The following is a 17372-nucleotide window of genomic DNA, read 5'->3' as shown; positions in this document are numbered from 1 at the left end:
GCTCGCCGGATAGGTCCGGACCATCACCATACTTTCAATACGATTGATGCTATTTCAGGAGAAAGCCGATGTGGCTCAGCAATTTTTCGCTCGTTCTTCCCGATGAGGTCGTCGATCAGGGATCTGTTCGCATAGAAGATGGTGTGATCGCGGAGATCCGACCCGAGCTTGTGGAGGGTGCGACGTTCGATGGCGGTGGACGGCTGCTGATGCCGGGCTTCGTCGATCTGCACGGCGATATGATCGAGCGTGAAATCGCGCCGCGGCCGAATGCGACCATGCCCATCGATTTCGGCATCCATGAACTCGACAAGAAACTTGCCGCCGCCGGTGTCACCACCGCCTATGCCGCCGTCTCCTTCGCCACCGAAAGCGTCTACGGCCATGTCCGCTCGCTGGAGACCACCTCGGCTGTCATCAAGGGCATCAACAGCCTGCGCGACCATCTGCTGATCGACCACCGCGTTCATGCCCGTTATGAGATCACCAATGTCGGCGCTGCGGCGACGCTGGAGCGTCTGCTGGAGGATGGCTTCGTCGACATGGTATCGTTGACGGACCATACGCCGGGGCAGGGGCAATACAACAATATCGAAGCCTACCTTCTCAGCATGTCGGAGCGCCGCGGCATGACCCGCGAAGCTGCCGAGGAAGTGCTGGCCCGGCGCATCGCCCTGCGGCAGGATCCCGATATCGAGCTGAAACTGCGCGATATCATCGGCCTGTCCTTGAAGCACAAGCTGTCGCTTGCCTCGCATGACGATGACAGCGCCGAAAAGGTGGCCGAAATGTTCGACCTCGGTGTCACGATCAGCGAGTTTCCGGTGACGCTGCCGGCCGCAGAAGAGGCGCGCCGCCGCGGTCTTTGGACGCTGATGGGTGCGCCGAACGCTTTGCGTGGCCAATCCATGTCCGGAAATCTGAGTGCGCTCCATGCCGCCAGCGCCGGCTTGCTCGGCATCATCGCCGCCGACTACCATCCGGCTGCCTTCGTGCCGGCGATTTTTAAGATTGCTGATGTCGCCAGCGGTGGCCTGCCCGCCGCCGTGGCCATGGCGACGTCCGGTGCCGCGCGCGCTGCTGGCCTCACGGACCGTGGCGAGATAGCAGTTGGACAGAGGGCCGATCTGGTGGCCGTCGAGCATGGCGCGGTTCATCGCATCCGCGCCACCTTCCGCAACGGTCGCATCGTCTATAGCGACGGCACGCTGCATCCGCTGATGGCAATGGCGGCTTGAGGAAAGAATCGAAGCAGGTGAATTAAGGCGCCCAGCTCCGTCGAGCGCCGCAATTCCCTACTTAACCCGCATCACCAAGCAGTGACACAATCTGCCGTCCATGCGCGGCAGGCGCGCTGGCGAGGCTTACGGCTTTGCCGCCTTCCATGCGTACCTTGCCTTGTGCCAGCAATCGAAGCGATTGCGGATAAAGCTGATGCTCGATCGTGAGAACGCGGGCGGCGAGCGTTTCCGCCGTATCGTCCGTCAGCACCGGCACGGCCGCTTGGCCGATCGCCGGTCCTTCGTCCATGCCCTCGGTGACGAAATGCACGGTGCAGCCGGCGATCCGCTGGCCCGCGTCGATGGCGCGCTGATGCGTATGCAGGCCGCGAAAAAGCGGCAGCAACGACGGGTGAATATTGATGATGCGGCCTTCGTAGCGCTGGATGAAGCGGCCGGAGAGCAGGCGCATATAGCCGGCAAGGCAGATGATATCAGGCGACAGCGCATCCAACTGCGTGAGGATCGCCTCCTCGTGCGCGTCCTTGCTGGCATAATCCTTGCGGACGAAGGCGAAGGTGGCGATGCCCTCGGCGGCGGCTTTCGCCAAACCGCCGGCATCGGCCTTGTCAGAGATCACACCGACAATTTCGGCTGGATAATCCGAAGCCGTCGCCGCCTTGACCAGCGCCATCATGTTGGAGCCGCTGCCTGAGATGAAGACGACGGCGCGTTTGCGGGTCGAACTCATATCGCCAGCGTGCCCTTGTAAACGGTGCCGGCCGTGCCTTCGTCACGGGCGATCATGCGGCCCAGTGTGACGATGGTTTCGCCCTCGGCTTCAAGCACCGCCTTGACGGCTTCGACATTCTCGGCTGCGACGACGGCGATCATACCGATGCCGCAATTGAAGGTGCGCAGCATTTCCTTGGCCTCGACACCGCCTGTCTTGGCGAGCCAGGAGAAGACCGGCGGCACCTTGACCGCGGCGAGATCGATTTCGGCGGCGAGACGCTTCGGCAGCACCCGCGGAATATTCTCCGGGAAGCCGCCGCCGGTGATATGGGCGAGCGCCTTGATGGCACGGGTCTCGCGGATGGCCTTCAGAAGCGGCTTCACGTAGATGCGTGTCGGCGTTAGCAGCGCTTCGCCGAGCGCCTTGCCGTTGGCGAAGGGAGCGGGCGCGTCCCAGCCAAGGCCGGAGATGCCGACGATCTTGCGCACCAGCGAAAAACCGTTGGAGTGAACGCCAGAGGCGGCGAGGCCGAGAATGATGTCGCCCTCCGCGATATCGCCGGAGGGGAGAAGCTGACCCCTTTCGGCCGCACCCACGGCAAAGCCGGCCAGATCGTAATCGCCATCGGAATACATGCCCGGCATTTCCGCCGTCTCGCCGCCGATCAGCGCGCAACCCGCCTCGCGGCAACCGGCTGCAATGCCGCCGACGATCGCGGCACCCTGGTCGGGATCGAGCTTGCCGGTCGCGAAATAGTCGAGGAAGAACAGCGGCTCGGCGCCCTGAACGACGAGATCGTTGACGCACATGGCGACGAGATCGATGCCGACGGTGTCGTGATAATTCGCGTCAATGGCGATCTTCAGCTTGGTGCCGACGCCGTCATTGGCGGCGACCAGCACCGGATCGGTGAAGCCCGCGGCCTTCAGGTCGAAGAGGCCGCCGAAGCCGCCGATTTCGCCGTCGGCGCCGGGGCGGCGGGTCGAACGAACCGCCGGCTTGATCTTTTCGACCAGCAGGTTGCCGGCGTCGATATCGACGCCGGCGTCGCTATAGGTCAGACCGTTTTTTCCAGACTGGCTCATGCTTCCGTCTCCGATGGCCATCATTCCAATTGGAACAATTTTAATCGGGTCGCCATTGCATGACAGGAACCTTTATGCAAGGCGCTAGCGCAGGCAAACCCTCGATTTTCCCCGCTTCACAGCGCCCAAAAGCCGATTTCAGGCCGCAGGCTTGACCATAATTGCGGCGTCATCCTATGTCCTAAGCGAGCGGCCGACAGCGGCCAATAATGGGGAAGTCGATGGAGCAGCAAGTCAGCGGTGCGAGCCTCAAGCGCCAGATCATCTTCTGGGTGGTCGTGCTCGCCGCCTTCATTGCCTTTCTCTATCTCTTCAGTTCGATCCTCTTGCCCTTCATCGCCGGCATGTCGGTCGCCTATTTCCTCGATCCGGTCGCCGACCGGCTGGAAAGGATCGGTCTCAGCCGCTTCATGGCGACGGTGGTGATCCTCGTTGCCTTCGTGCTGGTCTTTGCGCTGGCACTGACGATCTTCATTCCGATCATCATCAATCAGTTCAACGATTTCGTTCAACATATACCGGGCTACGTCCAGCAATTCCAGAAATTCGTCGCGCATACGCAGACGACGATGCTGCCGGATTGGATTCGCAATCAGCTCGGGGCCATCAAGGACAATTTCTCCAGCATACTATCTGATGCACTGAGCTTCATCGGCGGCCTGTTCGCGCAGATATGGAGTTCCGGCAAGGCGCTGGTCAACATCCTCTCGCTGATGGTCGTCACTCCGGTCGTCGCATTCTATATATTGCTCGACTGGGATCGCATGATCGCCAAGGTCGATGCCTGGGTGCCACGCGACCATGTCTCGACCGTGCGCGAGATCGCCCGGGAAGTGGATCAGGCAATCGCCGGCTTCATCCGCGGCCAGGGCTCGCTCTGCATCATCCTCGGCGTCTATTACGGCGTCGGCCTGTCGCTGGTGGGTTTGAATTTTGGCCTGCTGATCGGCCTGTTCGCCGGCATGATCAGCTTCATCCCCTATGTCGGCTCGCTTGTTGGCCTCTTCCTCGCGGTCAGCGTCGCGCTGGTGCAGTTCTGGCCGGATTATCTCTGGATCGGCCTCACGCTTGCCGTCTTCTTCACCGGCCAGTTCCTGGAGGGCAATGTGCTGCAGCCGAAGCTCGTCGGCGAAAGCGTCGGCCTGCATCCGGTCTGGCTGATGTTCGCCCTTTTTGCCTTCGGCGCACTCTTCGGTTTCGTCGGCCTGCTGATCGCCGTTCCGGCCGCGGCAGCCTGTGGCGTCCTTGTTCGTTTTGCCCTTTCGCGGTACCTTCAGAGTGACCTCTATCATGGACGCTCGGAAACCGGTAAAGCGCGCAGAACCAAGGCCGGCAATCCTGAGAACAAATAGACATGACCGACGCGAAGAACGCTGATCTCAGGCGCAAGCCCGCCGAACAGCTAGCCCTGGCCTTCACCCACGACGCCGCGAGTGGCCGCGATGACCTGTTGGTCGCCAACCCCTTGAGCGCGGCTGTGAAGATCGTCGATTCATGGCCCCACTGGCCGTCGCCGGTAGTCATTCTCGCCGGGCCGGTCGGTTCGGGAAAAACGCATCTTGCAAGCATCTGGCGCGAGAAGAGCGGCGCAATCGCCATTCACCCGAAAGCCGGCTCCGGTGCCGCGGTGGCGGCGGCGAACGGCCCGGTCATCTTCGAGGATGTCGACCGCCTGGGCTTCGACGACACCGAGCTCTTTCACGTCATCAACAGTGTCAGGGAAAACAGTACGGGCTTGCTGATGACCAGCAGGCTCTGGCCGATGTCCTGGCCTGTCGCGCTGGCCGATCTGCGCTCGCGGCTGAAAGCGGCGACGGTGGTCGAGATCGGCGAGCCGGACGAGGAGCTGTTGTCGCAGGTGATCGTAAAGCTTTTTGCGGACCGCCAGCTTTATATCGATGACAAACTTGTCCTTTATATCGTCAATCGAATGGAGCGGTCATTGAACGCGGCACAATTGATCGTCGACCGGCTGGATCGCTTGGCGCTTGGTCGCGGCACCAGGATCACACGCCTGTTGGCTGCTGAAGTATTGAATGAGTTGGGTAATTCCGACTCGGCAGATTGAGCGATTGGTGAACTGTCACAGTTCCGTCGTCAAACTGCTATACGTGGCAAAAAGTTCTAAGATGAGGGTAGGTGGAACATGGACTCGGCGTTAACGGAACATCAGGACACCAGCCAGCAAGCCGCGGAGGCCGCGCCGCCGATCAACGAGTTGCTGACCAGCCCCGAACGCTTCATCAATCGCGAATTCTCCTGGCTGCAGTTCAACCGCCGCGTTCTTGAGGAAACGCTGAACACGGCGCATCCGCTTCTGGAGCGCATCCGTTTCCTCTCCATTTCCGCCGCCAACCTCGATGAGTTCTTCATGGTGCGCGTCGCCGGCCTCGAAGGCCAGGTCCGCCAGAAGATCCTCATGCGTACGCCTGATGGCAAGACACCGGCCGAACAACTCGACGACATCCTGCGCGAAATCGACAATCTGCAAATGGAACAGCAGGCATCGCTTGCCGTGCTGCAGCAGTATCTCGCCAAGGAAGACATTCTGATCGTCCGACCGCCGGCACTTTCCGAGGCCGACCGGCAATGGCTCGCCAGCGAATTCGATCAGGCGATTTTCCCGGTTCTGACGCCGCTCTCCATCGATCCGGCGCATCCGTTCCCATTCATTCCGAATCTTGGCTTCTCGATCGCGCTGCAACTGACGAGCAAGAACGGCCGCGAGCCGATGACGGCGCTGCTGCGCCTGCCGCCGGCGCTCGACCGGTTCGTCCGCCTGCCGGACGCCAGCAATGTCATCCGCTACATCACCCTCGAAGACGTGGTGAACATCTTCATTCACCGGCTCTATCCCGGCTATGAGGTGCAGGGTTCGGGTACGTTCCGCATCATCCGTGACAGCGATATCGAAGTCGAGGAAGAAGCCGAAGATCTCGTCCGCTTCTTCGAAACGGCACTGAAGCGCCGCCGCCGCGGCTCAGTGATCCGCATCGAGACGGACTCGGAAATGCCGCTTGAACTGCGCCAGTTCGTGGTGGAATCGCTGAACGTGCCGGAAAACCGCATTGCGGTTCTACCCGGCTTGCTGGCGCTCAACACGCTGTCCGAAATCGCCAAGGCGCCGCGCGACGATCTCCGCTTCCTGCCTTACAATGCCCGATTTCCCGAGCGCGTCCGTGAGCACGCCGGCGATTGTTTCGCGGCCATTCGCGAGAAGGACATGGTGGTCCACCATCCATACGAATCCTTCGACGTGGTGGTCCAGTTCCTGCTCCAGGCTGCGCGCGATCCTGACGTTCTGGCGATAAAGCAGACGCTCTATCGCACCTCCAACGACAGCCCGATCGTCCGCGCCCTGATCGATGCCGCCGACATGGGCAAGTCCGTCACTGCGCTGGTGGAACTCAAGGCTCGTTTCGATGAGGAGGCCAACATACGCTGGGCGCGCGATCTCGAACGCGCCGGCGTGCAGGTCGTCTTCGGCTTCATCGAGCTCAAGACACATGCGAAGATGTCGATGGTCGTGCGCCGCGAAGACGGCAAGCTGCGCACCTATTGCCATCTCGGCACCGGCAACTACCACCCGGTTACCGCCAAGATCTATACCGACCTGTCCTATTTCACCTGCGATCCGAAGATCGCCCACGATATGGCAAATATCTTCAACTTCATCACCGGCTACGGCGAGCCGGAACATGATATGAAGATCGCGGTCTCACCCTATACGCTTCGCTCGCGCATCCTCCAGCATATCGAGGAGGAGATCGTGCACGCCCAGAACGGCGAGCCGGCGGCGATCTGGATGAAGATGAATTCGCTGGTCGACCCCGACATCATCGACGCGCTCTACCGCGCCAGCAATGCCGGCGTCGAGATCGATCTCGTCGTGCGCGGCATCTGCTGCCTGCGTCCGCAGCTCGCGGGCCTTTCCGAGAATATCCGCGTCAAGTCCATCGTCGGCCGTTTCCTCGAACACAGCCGCATCTTCTGTTTCGGCAATGGCCAGGGCCTGCCGTCAGAGAAGGCGTTGGTCTATATCGGCTCGGCCGACATGATGCCGAGAAACCTCGATCGCCGCGTCGAAACCTTGGTTCCGCTGACCAACAAGACCGTGCATGAGCAAGTTCTTTCACAGATCATGCTGGGCAACATCATTGACAATCAGCAGAGCTACGAGATATTGCCGGACGGTACTTCGCGGCGCATGGAAGTGCGCAGAGGCGAAGAGCCGTTCAACGCGCAGCAGTATTTCATGACCAATCCCAGCCTGTCGGGCCGTGGTGAAGCTTTGAAATCCAGCGCGCCGAAACTGATCGCCGGGCTATTGTCGGGCCGCAAGATATAAACTGGACCTGCATGGTTGAATCAGAAGCCCAGGGGCGCCTTCCCGGTATAGCCCCTGTCTCCGTTGTCGACATTGGATCGAACTCGGTTCGTCTTGTCGTCTATGAAGGACATTCGCGGTCGCCAACCATCCTTTTCAACGAGAAGGTGCTTTGCGGCCTTGGCAAGGGCATAGCGCTGACCGGAAAGATGGATGAGGAGAGCGTTGCGCGCGCACTCGCAGCCCTGCACCGGTTCAAGGCGCTGTCCGACCAGGCGCGTGCATCGACGATCTATGTTCTGGCGACGGCTGCTGCCCGCGAGGCAAGCAACGGCTCGGAATTCATCCATCAGGCCGAATCGATCCTGCAGCGTAAGGTCCGCTTACTTTCGGGCGAGGAAGAAGCACAGTTTTCGGCACTCGGCATCATCAGCGGCTTTTTCAGTCCAGACGGCATCGCCGGCGACCTCGGTGGCGGCTCGCTCGAACTCATCGACATCAGGGGTAAGGAAATCGGCAAGGGCATCACCCTGCCGCTCGGGGGCCTCAGGCTTTCGGAATATGCCGACGGTTCGCTCGCCAGGGCGCGCAGCTTTGCCCGCAAGCATGTGAAAACAGCGAAGTTGCTGGGCAGGGGCGAGGGACGCACCTTCTACGCTGTTGGCGGCACCTGGCGAAACATCGCCAAGCTGCACATGGAAATCCGCAAATATCCGCTGCATATGATGCAGGGCTACGAGGTGCCGCTGGACGAGATGATGCGCTTCCTCGACCAGATCAGCGAGGCAAGGGATACGAAGGAGCCGGCGCTGCTGTCGATCTCCAAGCATCGCCGTTCGCTACTGCCCTTCGGCGCGGTGGCCATGCGCGAAGTGCTGGCGGAGATGAAGCCATCCATCGTGTCCTTTTCGGCACAGGGCGTGCGTGAAGGATATCTCTATTCGCTGCTGACCGAGGCGGAACGCCATAGCGATCCACTGCTGGTTGCTGCCGGCGAGCTTGCTATCCTCCGTGCCCGCTCGCCGGAACATGCCCGCGAGCTTGCCGAATGGACCGGCCGGATGATGCCCTTCTTCGGCATCACCGAGACGGAAGAGGAAAGCCGCTATCGCCAGGCCGCGTGCCTGCTTGCTGACATTAGCTGGCGTGCCCATCCCGATTATCGCGGCTTGCAGGCGCTGAACATCATCGCGCATACCTCCTTTGTCGGCATTACCCACGCCGGCCGTGCCTTCATTGCGCTCGCCAACTACTATCGCTTCGAGGGCCTTAACGACGACGGCGCCACGGGGCCGCTGGCGACGATCGCCACGCCGCTCTTCATCGAGCGGGCCAAGCTGCTCGGCGGCCTGCTCCGCGTCGTTTATCTTTTTTCGGCTTCCATGCCGGGCGTCGTCCGCCACCTGACGTTCCGGCGCTCGCAAAACCCGGAGCTGGATCTCGAATTCGTCGTGCCCACCGAATACCACGATTTCGCCGGCGAACGGCTGGAAGGCCGGCTGCAGCAGCTCGGCAGGCTGACAAACAGAAGATTGGCATTTCGGTTCGAATGATTTGCCCTCGCCCCGACGGGGAGAGGGCCGCGCGATAGCGCGGGGTGAGGGGGCAAGGCACCGTAAGGAGCGTTGTCCTTTGTTCAAATGATCGTCGGTTCGCGACTAGCCCCTCATCCGCCCCCTGAGCTTGTCGAAGGGCGGGTACCTTCTCCCCGGCGGGGAGAAGGTAGGGATCGCTTACTTGGCGTTCAGGAAATCACCGACTTCGAGAATGCTGAACTCGTTGTCGTCGGCCTTGTTGACGGCACGACCGGCCGAGAAGGGCAGGTTGTTGTCGTTGCCGATGATGATGTGAGTAGCATCGACGCGGTCGACGTTTTCGATGGTGACGAAGGGCATATTGTAGAAGCCGTCGCCGCCGCCCTGGCGCCGCTTGTGATCGGGATCTTCGATGTGCAGCAGATCGATGTAGCCGATCTTGCGGACAGCCTTGCCGACATTGGCGTCGTTGAACTCGATCTTGTAGACGCGCTTCAGCTCCGCCGGGGCTTCGAAGCAATCCGGCTTTGGCTGCTTCGGATCGGTGCAGGCCTTGTCTTTGATGCCCGCGCCGTTGTCGCGCTCGATCACCATGGCGGTGCTATCGTCCAGCATGTTGAAATCACCGATGGAGACGCCCTTGTCTTCGAAGGGGTAGAGCCAGCTACGGCCGGTCCAGCTTTTCGAGGCGACGTCGAATTCGATGACGCGGATCGCGGTGTGACCGTCGACGCTCTCCATCTGGCCGTCATCCTTATAGATCGCGCCTTCCAACAGGCCATAGAGCTTGCTGCCGTCCTTGGACATGGCGAGGCCTTCGAAGCCGCCGGAGCGCTTCAGGTTGAAGGCCGGCATCTTCTGCGTCGGATTGCCGGGCAGTTGCAGCAGCGCGTTGTCGGGAGACATGACCGGCTTGCCGTTGAGCGTCGTCGGGAAGACGTCGGTGAGGTGGCCGTTCGTATCGAACTTCAGCAGGTAAGGGCCGAATTCGTCGCCGAGCCAGAAGCCGTCGGCGACCGGCTGGACCGACTCGATATCGAAGTCGGCACCGGTCAGATAACGTGTATCCGTGCCCTCGAGAACGATCGGGAAGGGCGCCTTCTTGTTCGGGTCGGACAGGAACAGGTTCTTGACGACATCGACCTTGCCGTTGTCCCAATCGAATTTGAGTTGGTGCAGGAACAGCATGGAGTCGCTGGAATTTTGCTTCGAGCCGAAGCCGTTGTCCGAAAGCGACCAGAAGGTGCCGTCAGGCATGGCCTTGATGCCGGAGAAGCCCTGTATCGGCTGGCCGTTGAAAGGCAGCTTCAGGTCGGTCACGCGGGCGCCGTCCATGCCGGGAACCGTGCCGAGGGCTTCAGTGCGTTTGCGGTCAGGCGTCGTGAACTTGCCGGAGGTCTTCAGAAAATCCGGCGCATCGGCCGGTGCCGCGACAATTGTGTTGGCCGGCAGAATGGCCTGCGAGGTCAGCTTGGCGGGAAACTGGGTCTGATCGGCCTGGGCCGCAGTGGCAATCAGAGCAAAAAGTGCCGTGGAAGCGAAAAGAATTCGGGTCATCGTGTCACCTTGTTGACGGGGATTGGCAAAAAACAATCCTCGCTTAACAGGCGAGCTATGTCGCTGAATTAACGCTTAGGTGAAGCTTTGGTGACTGTGGACAACTCATAGGGTGTAAAACTGGGCAATAGTAGCTGTCGCTATTGCCCATTGCCGATGGCCTTCCGCACATGTTCTCTCGGCATATGCAAAGCAATCACCCCAAGCGTCTGGTCGCGGCCGCGAACGGCGTGATCGCCCAGATCTTCCGTTGCGATCTCGTCCGGAAGCTCTATCCGTCTTGCAAGGTCGGCCGAGATCAGCACCTGGCGTTCCAGTGTCTTGCAGAGGGATTCCAGCCTGGCAGTGGTGTTCACCGTGTCGCCGAAATAGGCAATCTTGTGGTGGTCGACGCCGATTTCGGCGGTAACGATGCCACCGCCATGCAATGCTGCCCTGAGGCGCGGCACTCTGCCGTAGGATTTCAGCCAGGTTTCGGCATTCGCCTCGATATCGGCAAGGATGTCGAAAACGCAGCGAACGCAGCGGGCATTCTTCACGCCACGCTCAAGCGGCCAGGTGATGATGGCGGCATCGCCGATATAGTCGTCGATCGCGCCCTTGTGCCGCCGCACCGGCTCGGCAATCGCGCCAAATATGGAGCCCAGATATTGCTGTGCCTTGAGGTCGCCGCGCTCCTCGGCGAAGGCAGTCGAGCCGACGAGATCGATGAAGAGAAACACGCGCTCTTCCTGCACCGGATTGCGATAACGGCCGGTCAGCAGGCTGAGAAAGACGTCGCGGCCAAGCAGCTCCCGCACACGTGCGACGAAAACAACGATAGCGGTCACAACGACGGCGTAGATGTAGACGTCGACCTGGAGCAGCATGACGTCTGCCCAGGTGTCGGTGAGCAGGTGCAGGGATTTCAGCAGAGCGCCGGCCACAGCAAAGCCGATAGCGATCAAGGCGAAATCGGCAATCAAGGCCGACACGATAAAGGCTGGCGTGGGCAGGCGGTGCATCCAGCGGTTCAAGCGCGGCAGGATCATGCGGCGTTCGAAGGCCAGCGCCGGCATGCCGCAGAACAACGCATAGACTGCGCCGATATAGAACGGTGATGCATGGAAAAATAGCTTGCCATAGACGACGCCGCTTGCGGCGACGAAGATCATGGTCACAATCCAGTTGAGCGCCGAAGGGAACCTTCTCATGCTGCCGATCCGCCAAGAGCCGGCGCATGTCCCCAAACCGGAATTGGTTTGGCAAAAGATCCGTGCGCCATCAACTATATGATTGCGCTAAGGGCCCATCCGGGCGGATGTGCGGCACAATCGCGTTCGAAACTAACATCGCGATTTTTGGAAGATGCGCAACCGCCAAACGTTCGGGATCGCTGACGCTTAGCCAAGGCCGCGCGGTTACAGGCTGACCGTCTCGACCCGCTTGCCGACGAAGCGCAGGGCCACCTGGCCCTGGATAAGCTGCAGCGCCGTCTCGCCGAAAAGATCCCGTCGCCAGCCGGTGAGCGCGGCCACGTCGGCCTTCTCGCCTTCGGCAGCGATCTTATCCAGATCTTCGCTGTTGGCGATGACCTTCGGGGCGACGCCGTGTTTTTCAGCGATGAGCTTCAGGAGAACCTTCAGCAGTTCAGCCGCAGCCGCGGTACCCTCCGGCGCCTGCTGGTGACGCGGCACATGCGGCATCTCGGCCTTGGGCAACGCTAAGGCCTGGCTGATTGCGTCCAACACGGCCGTGCCAGAGGCGGATCGTTCCCAACCCTTCGGGATCGTCCGCAGCCGGCCAAGCGCTTCCATGTCTTTAGGCTGCTGCTGGGCGATTTCGTAGATGGCGTCGTCCTTGAGTACGCGGGCCCGAGGCACATTGCGGGCGCGAGCCTCGCGTTCGCGCCAGGCGGCGACGTATTTCAACACCGCCAGCTCCTGCGGCTTGCGCAGCCGCATCTTCAGTCGCTGCCAAGCGTCATCCGGATGCAGATCATAGGTTTCGCGCGCTTCGAGGATCGCCATTTCTTCCAGCAGCCAGGAGGCGCGGCCCTCGCGCTCGAGCTGCTCTTTCAGCGAAAGGTAGACATCGCGCAGGTGGGTAACGTCGGCGAGCGCATAGTCGAGCTGTTTCTCCGACAGCGGCCGGCGGCTCCAGTCGGTGAAGCGCGAGGACTTGTCGATATGAACGCTCTTGATGCGGCTGACGAGCTGGTCGTAGGAAACCGAATCGCCGAAGCCGCAGACCATGGCGGCGACCTGTGTGTCGAAGATCGGATGCGGGATCAGGTTGCCGCGATTGAAGATGATTTCAATGTCCTGGCGGGCCGCGTGGAACACTTTCATGACGGCGGAATTGGCCATCAGCTCAAAAAAGGGTTTCAGGTCCAAACCCTTGGCCAGCGGATCGACCAGCACTTCGGTCGTCGGGCTCGCCATCTGGATCAGGCAAAGCTCCGGCCAGAAGGTCGTCTCGCGCAGGAATTCGGTGTCGATGGTAATGAATTCTGACTTGGCCAGCTCTTGGCAGGCCGCCTCCAATTGGGCGGTAGTTTCGATCATATCAACACATTCATCGGTAAAATAGTCCGTTAACCTTCCTTCTCCTTTCGATCGGATATGTCAATACGTCGAAAGCCTAAGCCTCGGGCGGAGGCCGCTTTTAAGTGGAATCGCCCGAGGCGCATAAGTCGCCCTTAACGAGCGTGGCGCAGGTTTCTTATTCCTGCCTAGGCCACGCGCACATAGCTGGTCATGCCTGTCTTCTGATGTTCGATAATATGGCAATGGAGCACCCAGTCGCCGGGATTGTCGGCAACGAATGCGAGCTGCACCTTCTCGTTCGGCTGGATGAGGTAGGTGTCGGAGACGAAGGGCTGCACCTGACGCGTCGAAGAGGAGAGCACGGTGAAGCTCATGCCGTGCAGATGGATCGGATGCGTGTGCGGCGTGACGTTTTCCATGTCGATGACATAACTCTTGCCGAGCTTCAGTTCGGCGAGCGGCGCGGTCGGATCGGACGTGTCGCCCGGCCACGGCACCTTGTTGATCGCCCAGAAACTGTAGCCGAGCGAGCCGCAAATGCTGTTGTCTGCGGTGTTTTCCGCCGTGGCGCTGAGGATCAGCGGAATATGCTGGGCAGAGCCGATATCGGCCTTTGCGACCGGATTGTCCTCGAGAGAAGCCAGATCGCGAATATCGCGCTTGAGCGAGCTGCCGACCGACCGCAGCGTTGCGAGCACCTTCGGGTCGGTACCCCTGATATCCTTGAGCTTGACGACCGCACCTTCGTCGTCGGGCATGCGCACCGCCAACTCCAGGCGTTGACCAGGCCCTAGCTGCAGCAAATCGAGCGGAAAGCGCTGCGGCACCGGATTGCCGTCGATGGCGATCACCGTTGCCTCAGCCCCTTCCATGCGGAAAGAATAGATGCGCGTAACGTCGGTGATGGCGAGGCGCAGCCGCACCAGGCCGCCGGAAGGCGCGTCATATTGCGGCTGCTGCTGCCAGTTGGCCGTCCGCACCGTCCCGTAGGTACCGGATTTGGCGGAATCGCGCGGGCGGAACTGCGCGATGAACTGGCCGTCGCCGCCGAGCCGCCAGTCGCGCAGATTGAGGACCACTTCCGAATCGAATGTCGGATCTTTCGGATTTTCCACGACAATGACGCCGGTCATGCCGTGCCCCATCTGGATCAGAGTGTTGCAATGCGGATGGTACCAGAATGTGCCGGCGTCGGGCGGGGTGAAAGCGTAGTCGAAATGATCGCCGGTATAGACGTAAGGCTGCGTCAGGAAGGGCACGCCGTCCATCTTGTTCGGCAGGCGGATGCCGTGCCAGTGGATCGTCGTCGGATCGTCTATGCCGTTTATGAGGCGAGCGGCGAAGGGTTCGCCTTTTTTCATCCGCACAACCGGCGGCATGCCGGCGTCTCCATAGGTCAAGACATCCTTGGTCGCTCCCGCGTCCATCAAATTGGCTTGGATCTTCGTAGTCTTCAAGGTCTGCGGTTCCGGCGCCGCCATCGCGCTGCCGCCAAATCTGCCGGCGATGCCAAGCCCTACGCCATAGGCACCGGCAACTGCGGAGGCTCTCAGAAGATTGCGGCGGGTGAGGATGGGCATGCGGGGGCTCCGGAATACGGGGATATGCATGCCTGTTTAAAGTTGACTGCGATATTCAGCAATAGCATTGGGGTAGCTGAATTGGCGCATCCGCTATTGGGGGTTGCGTGAACTATTGGCTCGCAATTCCCGCGATGCTAGAAATCTGGCTGGCCTCATGCTTTTCGCGATAGTGATAACGGAAACGAGAAAACTCTTGCATCGCAATGTTCCTGATCGACATCGGCAATTCGCCAAAGCGATGCGCGGTGATGCCACCAAGGCTGAGAATTTGCTTTGGCAAGCTCTGCGGCGTAGTCAGCTTGGGGGGAAATTCAAGCCGCAGGTTCCGATCGATGGCTATATCTTGGATTTCGTATGTTTCGAGGCGCGGCTGATTGTTGAGGTCGATGGCGCACAACATGCGGAAAGCATGACTGACCGCAAAAGAGACGTGTATTTTTTAAATCAAGGCTTTCGCATTTTGCGGGTCTGGAACCACGAGGTCGTCACGAACCTTGATGGAATCTGTTTGACGATTCTGGCGGGGCTGAAAAACACTGGAGAATAGGCCGGGGAGCGCGGCACGCTCGAAGCCCATCTCGCCCTTGGCGGGCGAGAAAGCAATTTCACTGGTTTAGGAATTGCACTACAGGAAGTTCCACACTCTCAAAAGCTTGGCGCAATTTCTAAGCCATTGAAATTGCAAGAGCGGGGGTCCGTTTCTTGTTCAATCCAGTTCAAGAGCTCTGTGCGTCCCTGCCTGCCCCCTCTCTTGCAAAAACTAAGACTTAGAAGAGGGACAAGCCCTCATCTAAGCCTAAGTTTTTGCTTTCTTGCCCGCCCGGGGCGAGATAGAAGCGGCGTTCGAGCCTTGACAAATCGGGCGCACCATGCGCTTTTCCGCCCGATTTTCTCGTCGGCAGGCGAGGGGCTTTTGTCCGCATTCGCCGCCGTCCGCCAAGTCCAGGATATATACTATGCATCGCTATCGCAGCCACACATGCGCCGCCCTGCGCAAGTCCGACGTCGGTTCGACCGCCCGCATCTCCGGCTGGGTTCACCGCGTCCGAGATCATGGCGGCGTGCTGTTCATCGATCTGCGCGATCACTACGGCATCACCCAGGTTGTCGCCGACCCGGATTCACCCGCTTTCAAGCTGGCCGAGACCGTACGCGGCGAATGGGTCATCCGCATCGACGGCCTGGTGAAGGCTCGTACCGAAGACACCATCAACAAGAACATGCCGACCGGCGAGATCGAGCTTTATGCGCAGGAGATCGAAGTTCTCTCCGCCGCCAAAGAATTGCCGCTGCCGGTCTTCGGCGAGCCGGACTATCCGGAAGACGTTCGCCTGAAATTTCGCTTCCTCGATCTGCGCCGCGAAACGCTGCACAGGAACATCGTCAAGCGCACGCAGGTTATCTCCTCCATGCGCCGCCATATGGGCGAAGTAGGCTTCACCGAATATTCCACGCCGATCCTGACGGCCTCGTCACCGGAAGGTGCGCGCGACTTCCTGGTGCCGAGCCGCATTCATCCCGGCACTTTCTATGCCCTGCCGCAGGCACCGCAGCAGTATAAGCAGCTCCTGATGGTTGCCGGCTTTGACCGCTACTTCCAGATCGCGCCGTGCTTCCGTGACGAAGACCCGCGTGCCGACCGTCTGCCAGGCGAATTCTACCAGCTCGACCTCGAGATGAGCTTCGTGACACAGGAAGACGTCTGGAACACCATGGGGCCACTGATGACCCAGGTGTTCGAGGAGTTTGCGGACGGCAAGCCCGTCACCAAAGAATGGCCGCGCATCCCCTATGATGAAGCCATCCGCAAATACGGTACGGACAAGCCCGACCTGCGCAACCCGATCGTCATGGAAGCGGTGACCGATCATTTCGCCGGCTCCGGCTTCAAGGTCTTCGCCAACATGATTGCGTCGAACCCGAAGGTTCAAGTCTGGGCGATCCCGGCCAAGACCGGCGGCTCCAGAGCTTTCTGCGATCGCATGAACGCCTGGGCGCAGAGCCAGGGCCAGCCCGGCCTCGGCTATATCTTCTGGCGCAAGGAAGGCGAAAAGCTCGAAGGCGCCGGCCCGCTTGCCAAGAACATCGGCGAGGAGCGCACCGATGCGATCCGCACCCAGCTCGGCCTCGGTGATGGCGACGCCTGCTTCTTCGTCGCCGGCGATCCGGACAAGTTCTACAAGTTCGCCGGGGAGGCCCGCACCAGAGCTGGCGAGGAGCTGAACCTGGTCGACCGTGACCGTTTCGAGCTGTGCTGGATCGTCGACTTCCCGTTCTTCGAATGGAGCGAGGAAGAAAAGAAGGTCGATTTCGCCCACAACCCGTTCTCGATGCCGCAGGGCGGCCTTGAGGCGCTGCAGAGCCAGGATCCGTTGACGATCAAGGCCTTCCAGTACGACGCCGTCTGCAACGGCTTCGAAATCGCTTCCGGTTCGATCCGTAACCAATCGCCGGAGATCATGGTTGCCGCCTTCGAAAAGATCGGCCTCAGCCAGTCTGACGTCGAGGAACGCTTTGGCGGCCTCTACCGCGCCTTCCAGTACGGCGCGCCTCCGCACGGTGGTGCTGCTTTCGGTATCGACCGCATCATCATGCTGCTGGTCGGCGCCAAGAACCTGCGCGAGATCTCGCTGTTCCCGATGAACCAGCAGGCGCAGGATCTGCTGATGGGCGCTCCGTCGCCGGCAACGCCGACGCAGCTGCGTGAGCTGGCAATTCGCCCGGTGCCGCCGGTCAAGAAGGATTGAGGCTTTTCACAAGCTTCCAGCTTTCATAAAAATGCAAAACCCGGCGACCGAAAT

General features: G+C 60.4%; 13 protein-coding genes. 7 read left to right on the top strand and 6 right to left on the bottom strand.

Annotation, left to right across the window (positions count from 1 at the left end; all coding sequences use genetic code 11):
• The first annotated feature begins 68 nt into the window (after nt 1-68).
• Nucleotides 69-1238 carry an alpha-D-ribose 1-methylphosphonate 5-triphosphate diphosphatase gene (locus PY649_RS13425; protein WP_285868942.1) on the top strand — a complete coding sequence of 390 codons (1170 nt, stop codon included), beginning with the start codon at nt 69-71 and terminating at the stop codon, nt 1236-1238.
• A gap of 61 nt (nt 1239-1299) precedes the next feature.
• Here the strand turns inward: PY649_RS13425 and purN are convergent, their stop codons facing one another.
• Both purN and purM read right to left on the bottom strand, forming a co-directional pair.
• On the bottom strand, nt 1300-1971 hold the full coding sequence (gene purN / locus PY649_RS13420; protein ID WP_285868941.1) for a phosphoribosylglycinamide formyltransferase: 672 nt from the start codon (nt 1969-1971) through the stop codon (nt 1300-1302).
• Nucleotides 1968-3041 (bottom strand): phosphoribosylformylglycinamidine cyclo-ligase, encoded by a 1074-nt coding sequence (gene purM / locus PY649_RS13415; protein WP_285868940.1) that lies wholly within the window; start codon nt 3039-3041, stop codon nt 1968-1970. Before purM ends, purN begins: the two co-directional genes overlap by 4 nt.
• 221 nt (nt 3042-3262) lie before the next feature.
• Here purM and PY649_RS13410 point away from each other — a divergent pair, with 221 nt between their 5' ends.
• From PY649_RS13410 to ppx, 4 genes are all read left to right on the top strand, one after another.
• A complete protein-coding gene (locus PY649_RS13410; RefSeq protein WP_285868939.1) occupies nt 3263-4393 on the top strand; it encodes an AI-2E family transporter in 1131 nt (376 codons plus the stop codon).
• A gap of 2 nt (nt 4394-4395) precedes the next feature.
• Nucleotides 4396-5109 (top strand): DnaA regulatory inactivator HdaA, encoded by a 714-nt coding sequence (gene hdaA / locus PY649_RS13405; protein WP_285868936.1) that lies wholly within the window; start codon nt 4396-4398, stop codon nt 5107-5109.
• Nucleotides 5110-5187: 78 nt separating this feature from the next.
• Nucleotides 5188-7389 (top strand): RNA degradosome polyphosphate kinase, encoded by a 2202-nt coding sequence (locus tag PY649_RS13400; protein WP_285868935.1) that lies wholly within the window; start codon nt 5188-5190, stop codon nt 7387-7389.
• An 11-nt stretch (nt 7390-7400) separates the two neighbouring features.
• The gene (gene ppx / locus PY649_RS13395; protein ID WP_285868934.1) at nt 7401-8921 is read left to right on the top strand and encodes an exopolyphosphatase; all 1521 of its coding nucleotides are present in this window, start codon (nt 7401-7403) and stop codon (nt 8919-8921) included.
• A gap of 180 nt (nt 8922-9101) precedes the next feature.
• On the opposite strand, the gene PY649_RS13390 is transcribed toward ppx, so the two are convergent.
• The 4 genes from PY649_RS13390 to PY649_RS13375 all read right to left on the bottom strand — a co-directional run bounded on the left by PY649_RS13390 (nt 9102) and on the right by PY649_RS13375 (nt 14568).
• On the bottom strand, nt 9102-10460 hold the full coding sequence (locus PY649_RS13390) for an esterase-like activity of phytase family protein (RefSeq protein ID WP_285868933.1): 1359 nt from the start codon (nt 10458-10460) through the stop codon (nt 9102-9104).
• Between the two features lie 140 nt (nt 10461-10600).
• Nucleotides 10601-11653 carry an adenylate/guanylate cyclase domain-containing protein gene (locus PY649_RS13385; RefSeq protein ID WP_285868932.1) on the bottom strand — a complete coding sequence of 351 codons (1053 nt, stop codon included), beginning with the start codon at nt 11651-11653 and terminating at the stop codon, nt 10601-10603.
• Nucleotides 11654-11860: 207 nt separating this feature from the next.
• The gene (gene rnd / locus PY649_RS13380; RefSeq protein ID WP_285868931.1) at nt 11861-13006 is read right to left on the bottom strand and encodes a ribonuclease D; all 1146 of its coding nucleotides are present in this window, start codon (nt 13004-13006) and stop codon (nt 11861-11863) included.
• Nucleotides 13007-13173: 167 nt separating this feature from the next.
• Complete coding sequence (locus PY649_RS13375) at nt 13174-14568, bottom strand: multicopper oxidase family protein (RefSeq protein WP_285868930.1); 1395 nt, start codon at nt 14566-14568, stop codon at nt 13174-13176.
• Between the two features lie 196 nt (nt 14569-14764).
• Between PY649_RS13375 and PY649_RS13370 the strand changes: the two genes are divergently transcribed.
• Together PY649_RS13370 and aspS are read left to right on the top strand one after the other, a co-directional pair.
• On the top strand, nt 14765-15118 hold the full coding sequence (locus PY649_RS13370) for an endonuclease domain-containing protein (RefSeq protein WP_285868929.1): 354 nt from the start codon (nt 14765-14767) through the stop codon (nt 15116-15118).
• 409 nt (nt 15119-15527) lie between these two features.
• Entirely contained in the window at nt 15528-17318 is a 1791-nt protein-coding gene (gene aspS / locus PY649_RS13365; RefSeq protein WP_285868926.1) for an aspartate--tRNA ligase, read from the top strand.
• Nucleotides 17319-17372: the final 54 nt, after the last annotated feature.

The organism is Rhizobium mayense (assembly GCF_030272705.1).
In the GTDB taxonomy this organism is placed as follows: Bacteria; Pseudomonadota; Alphaproteobacteria; order Rhizobiales; family Rhizobiaceae; genus Rhizobium; species Rhizobium mayense.
This window is presented reverse-complemented; position numbering and strand designations above follow the sequence as displayed.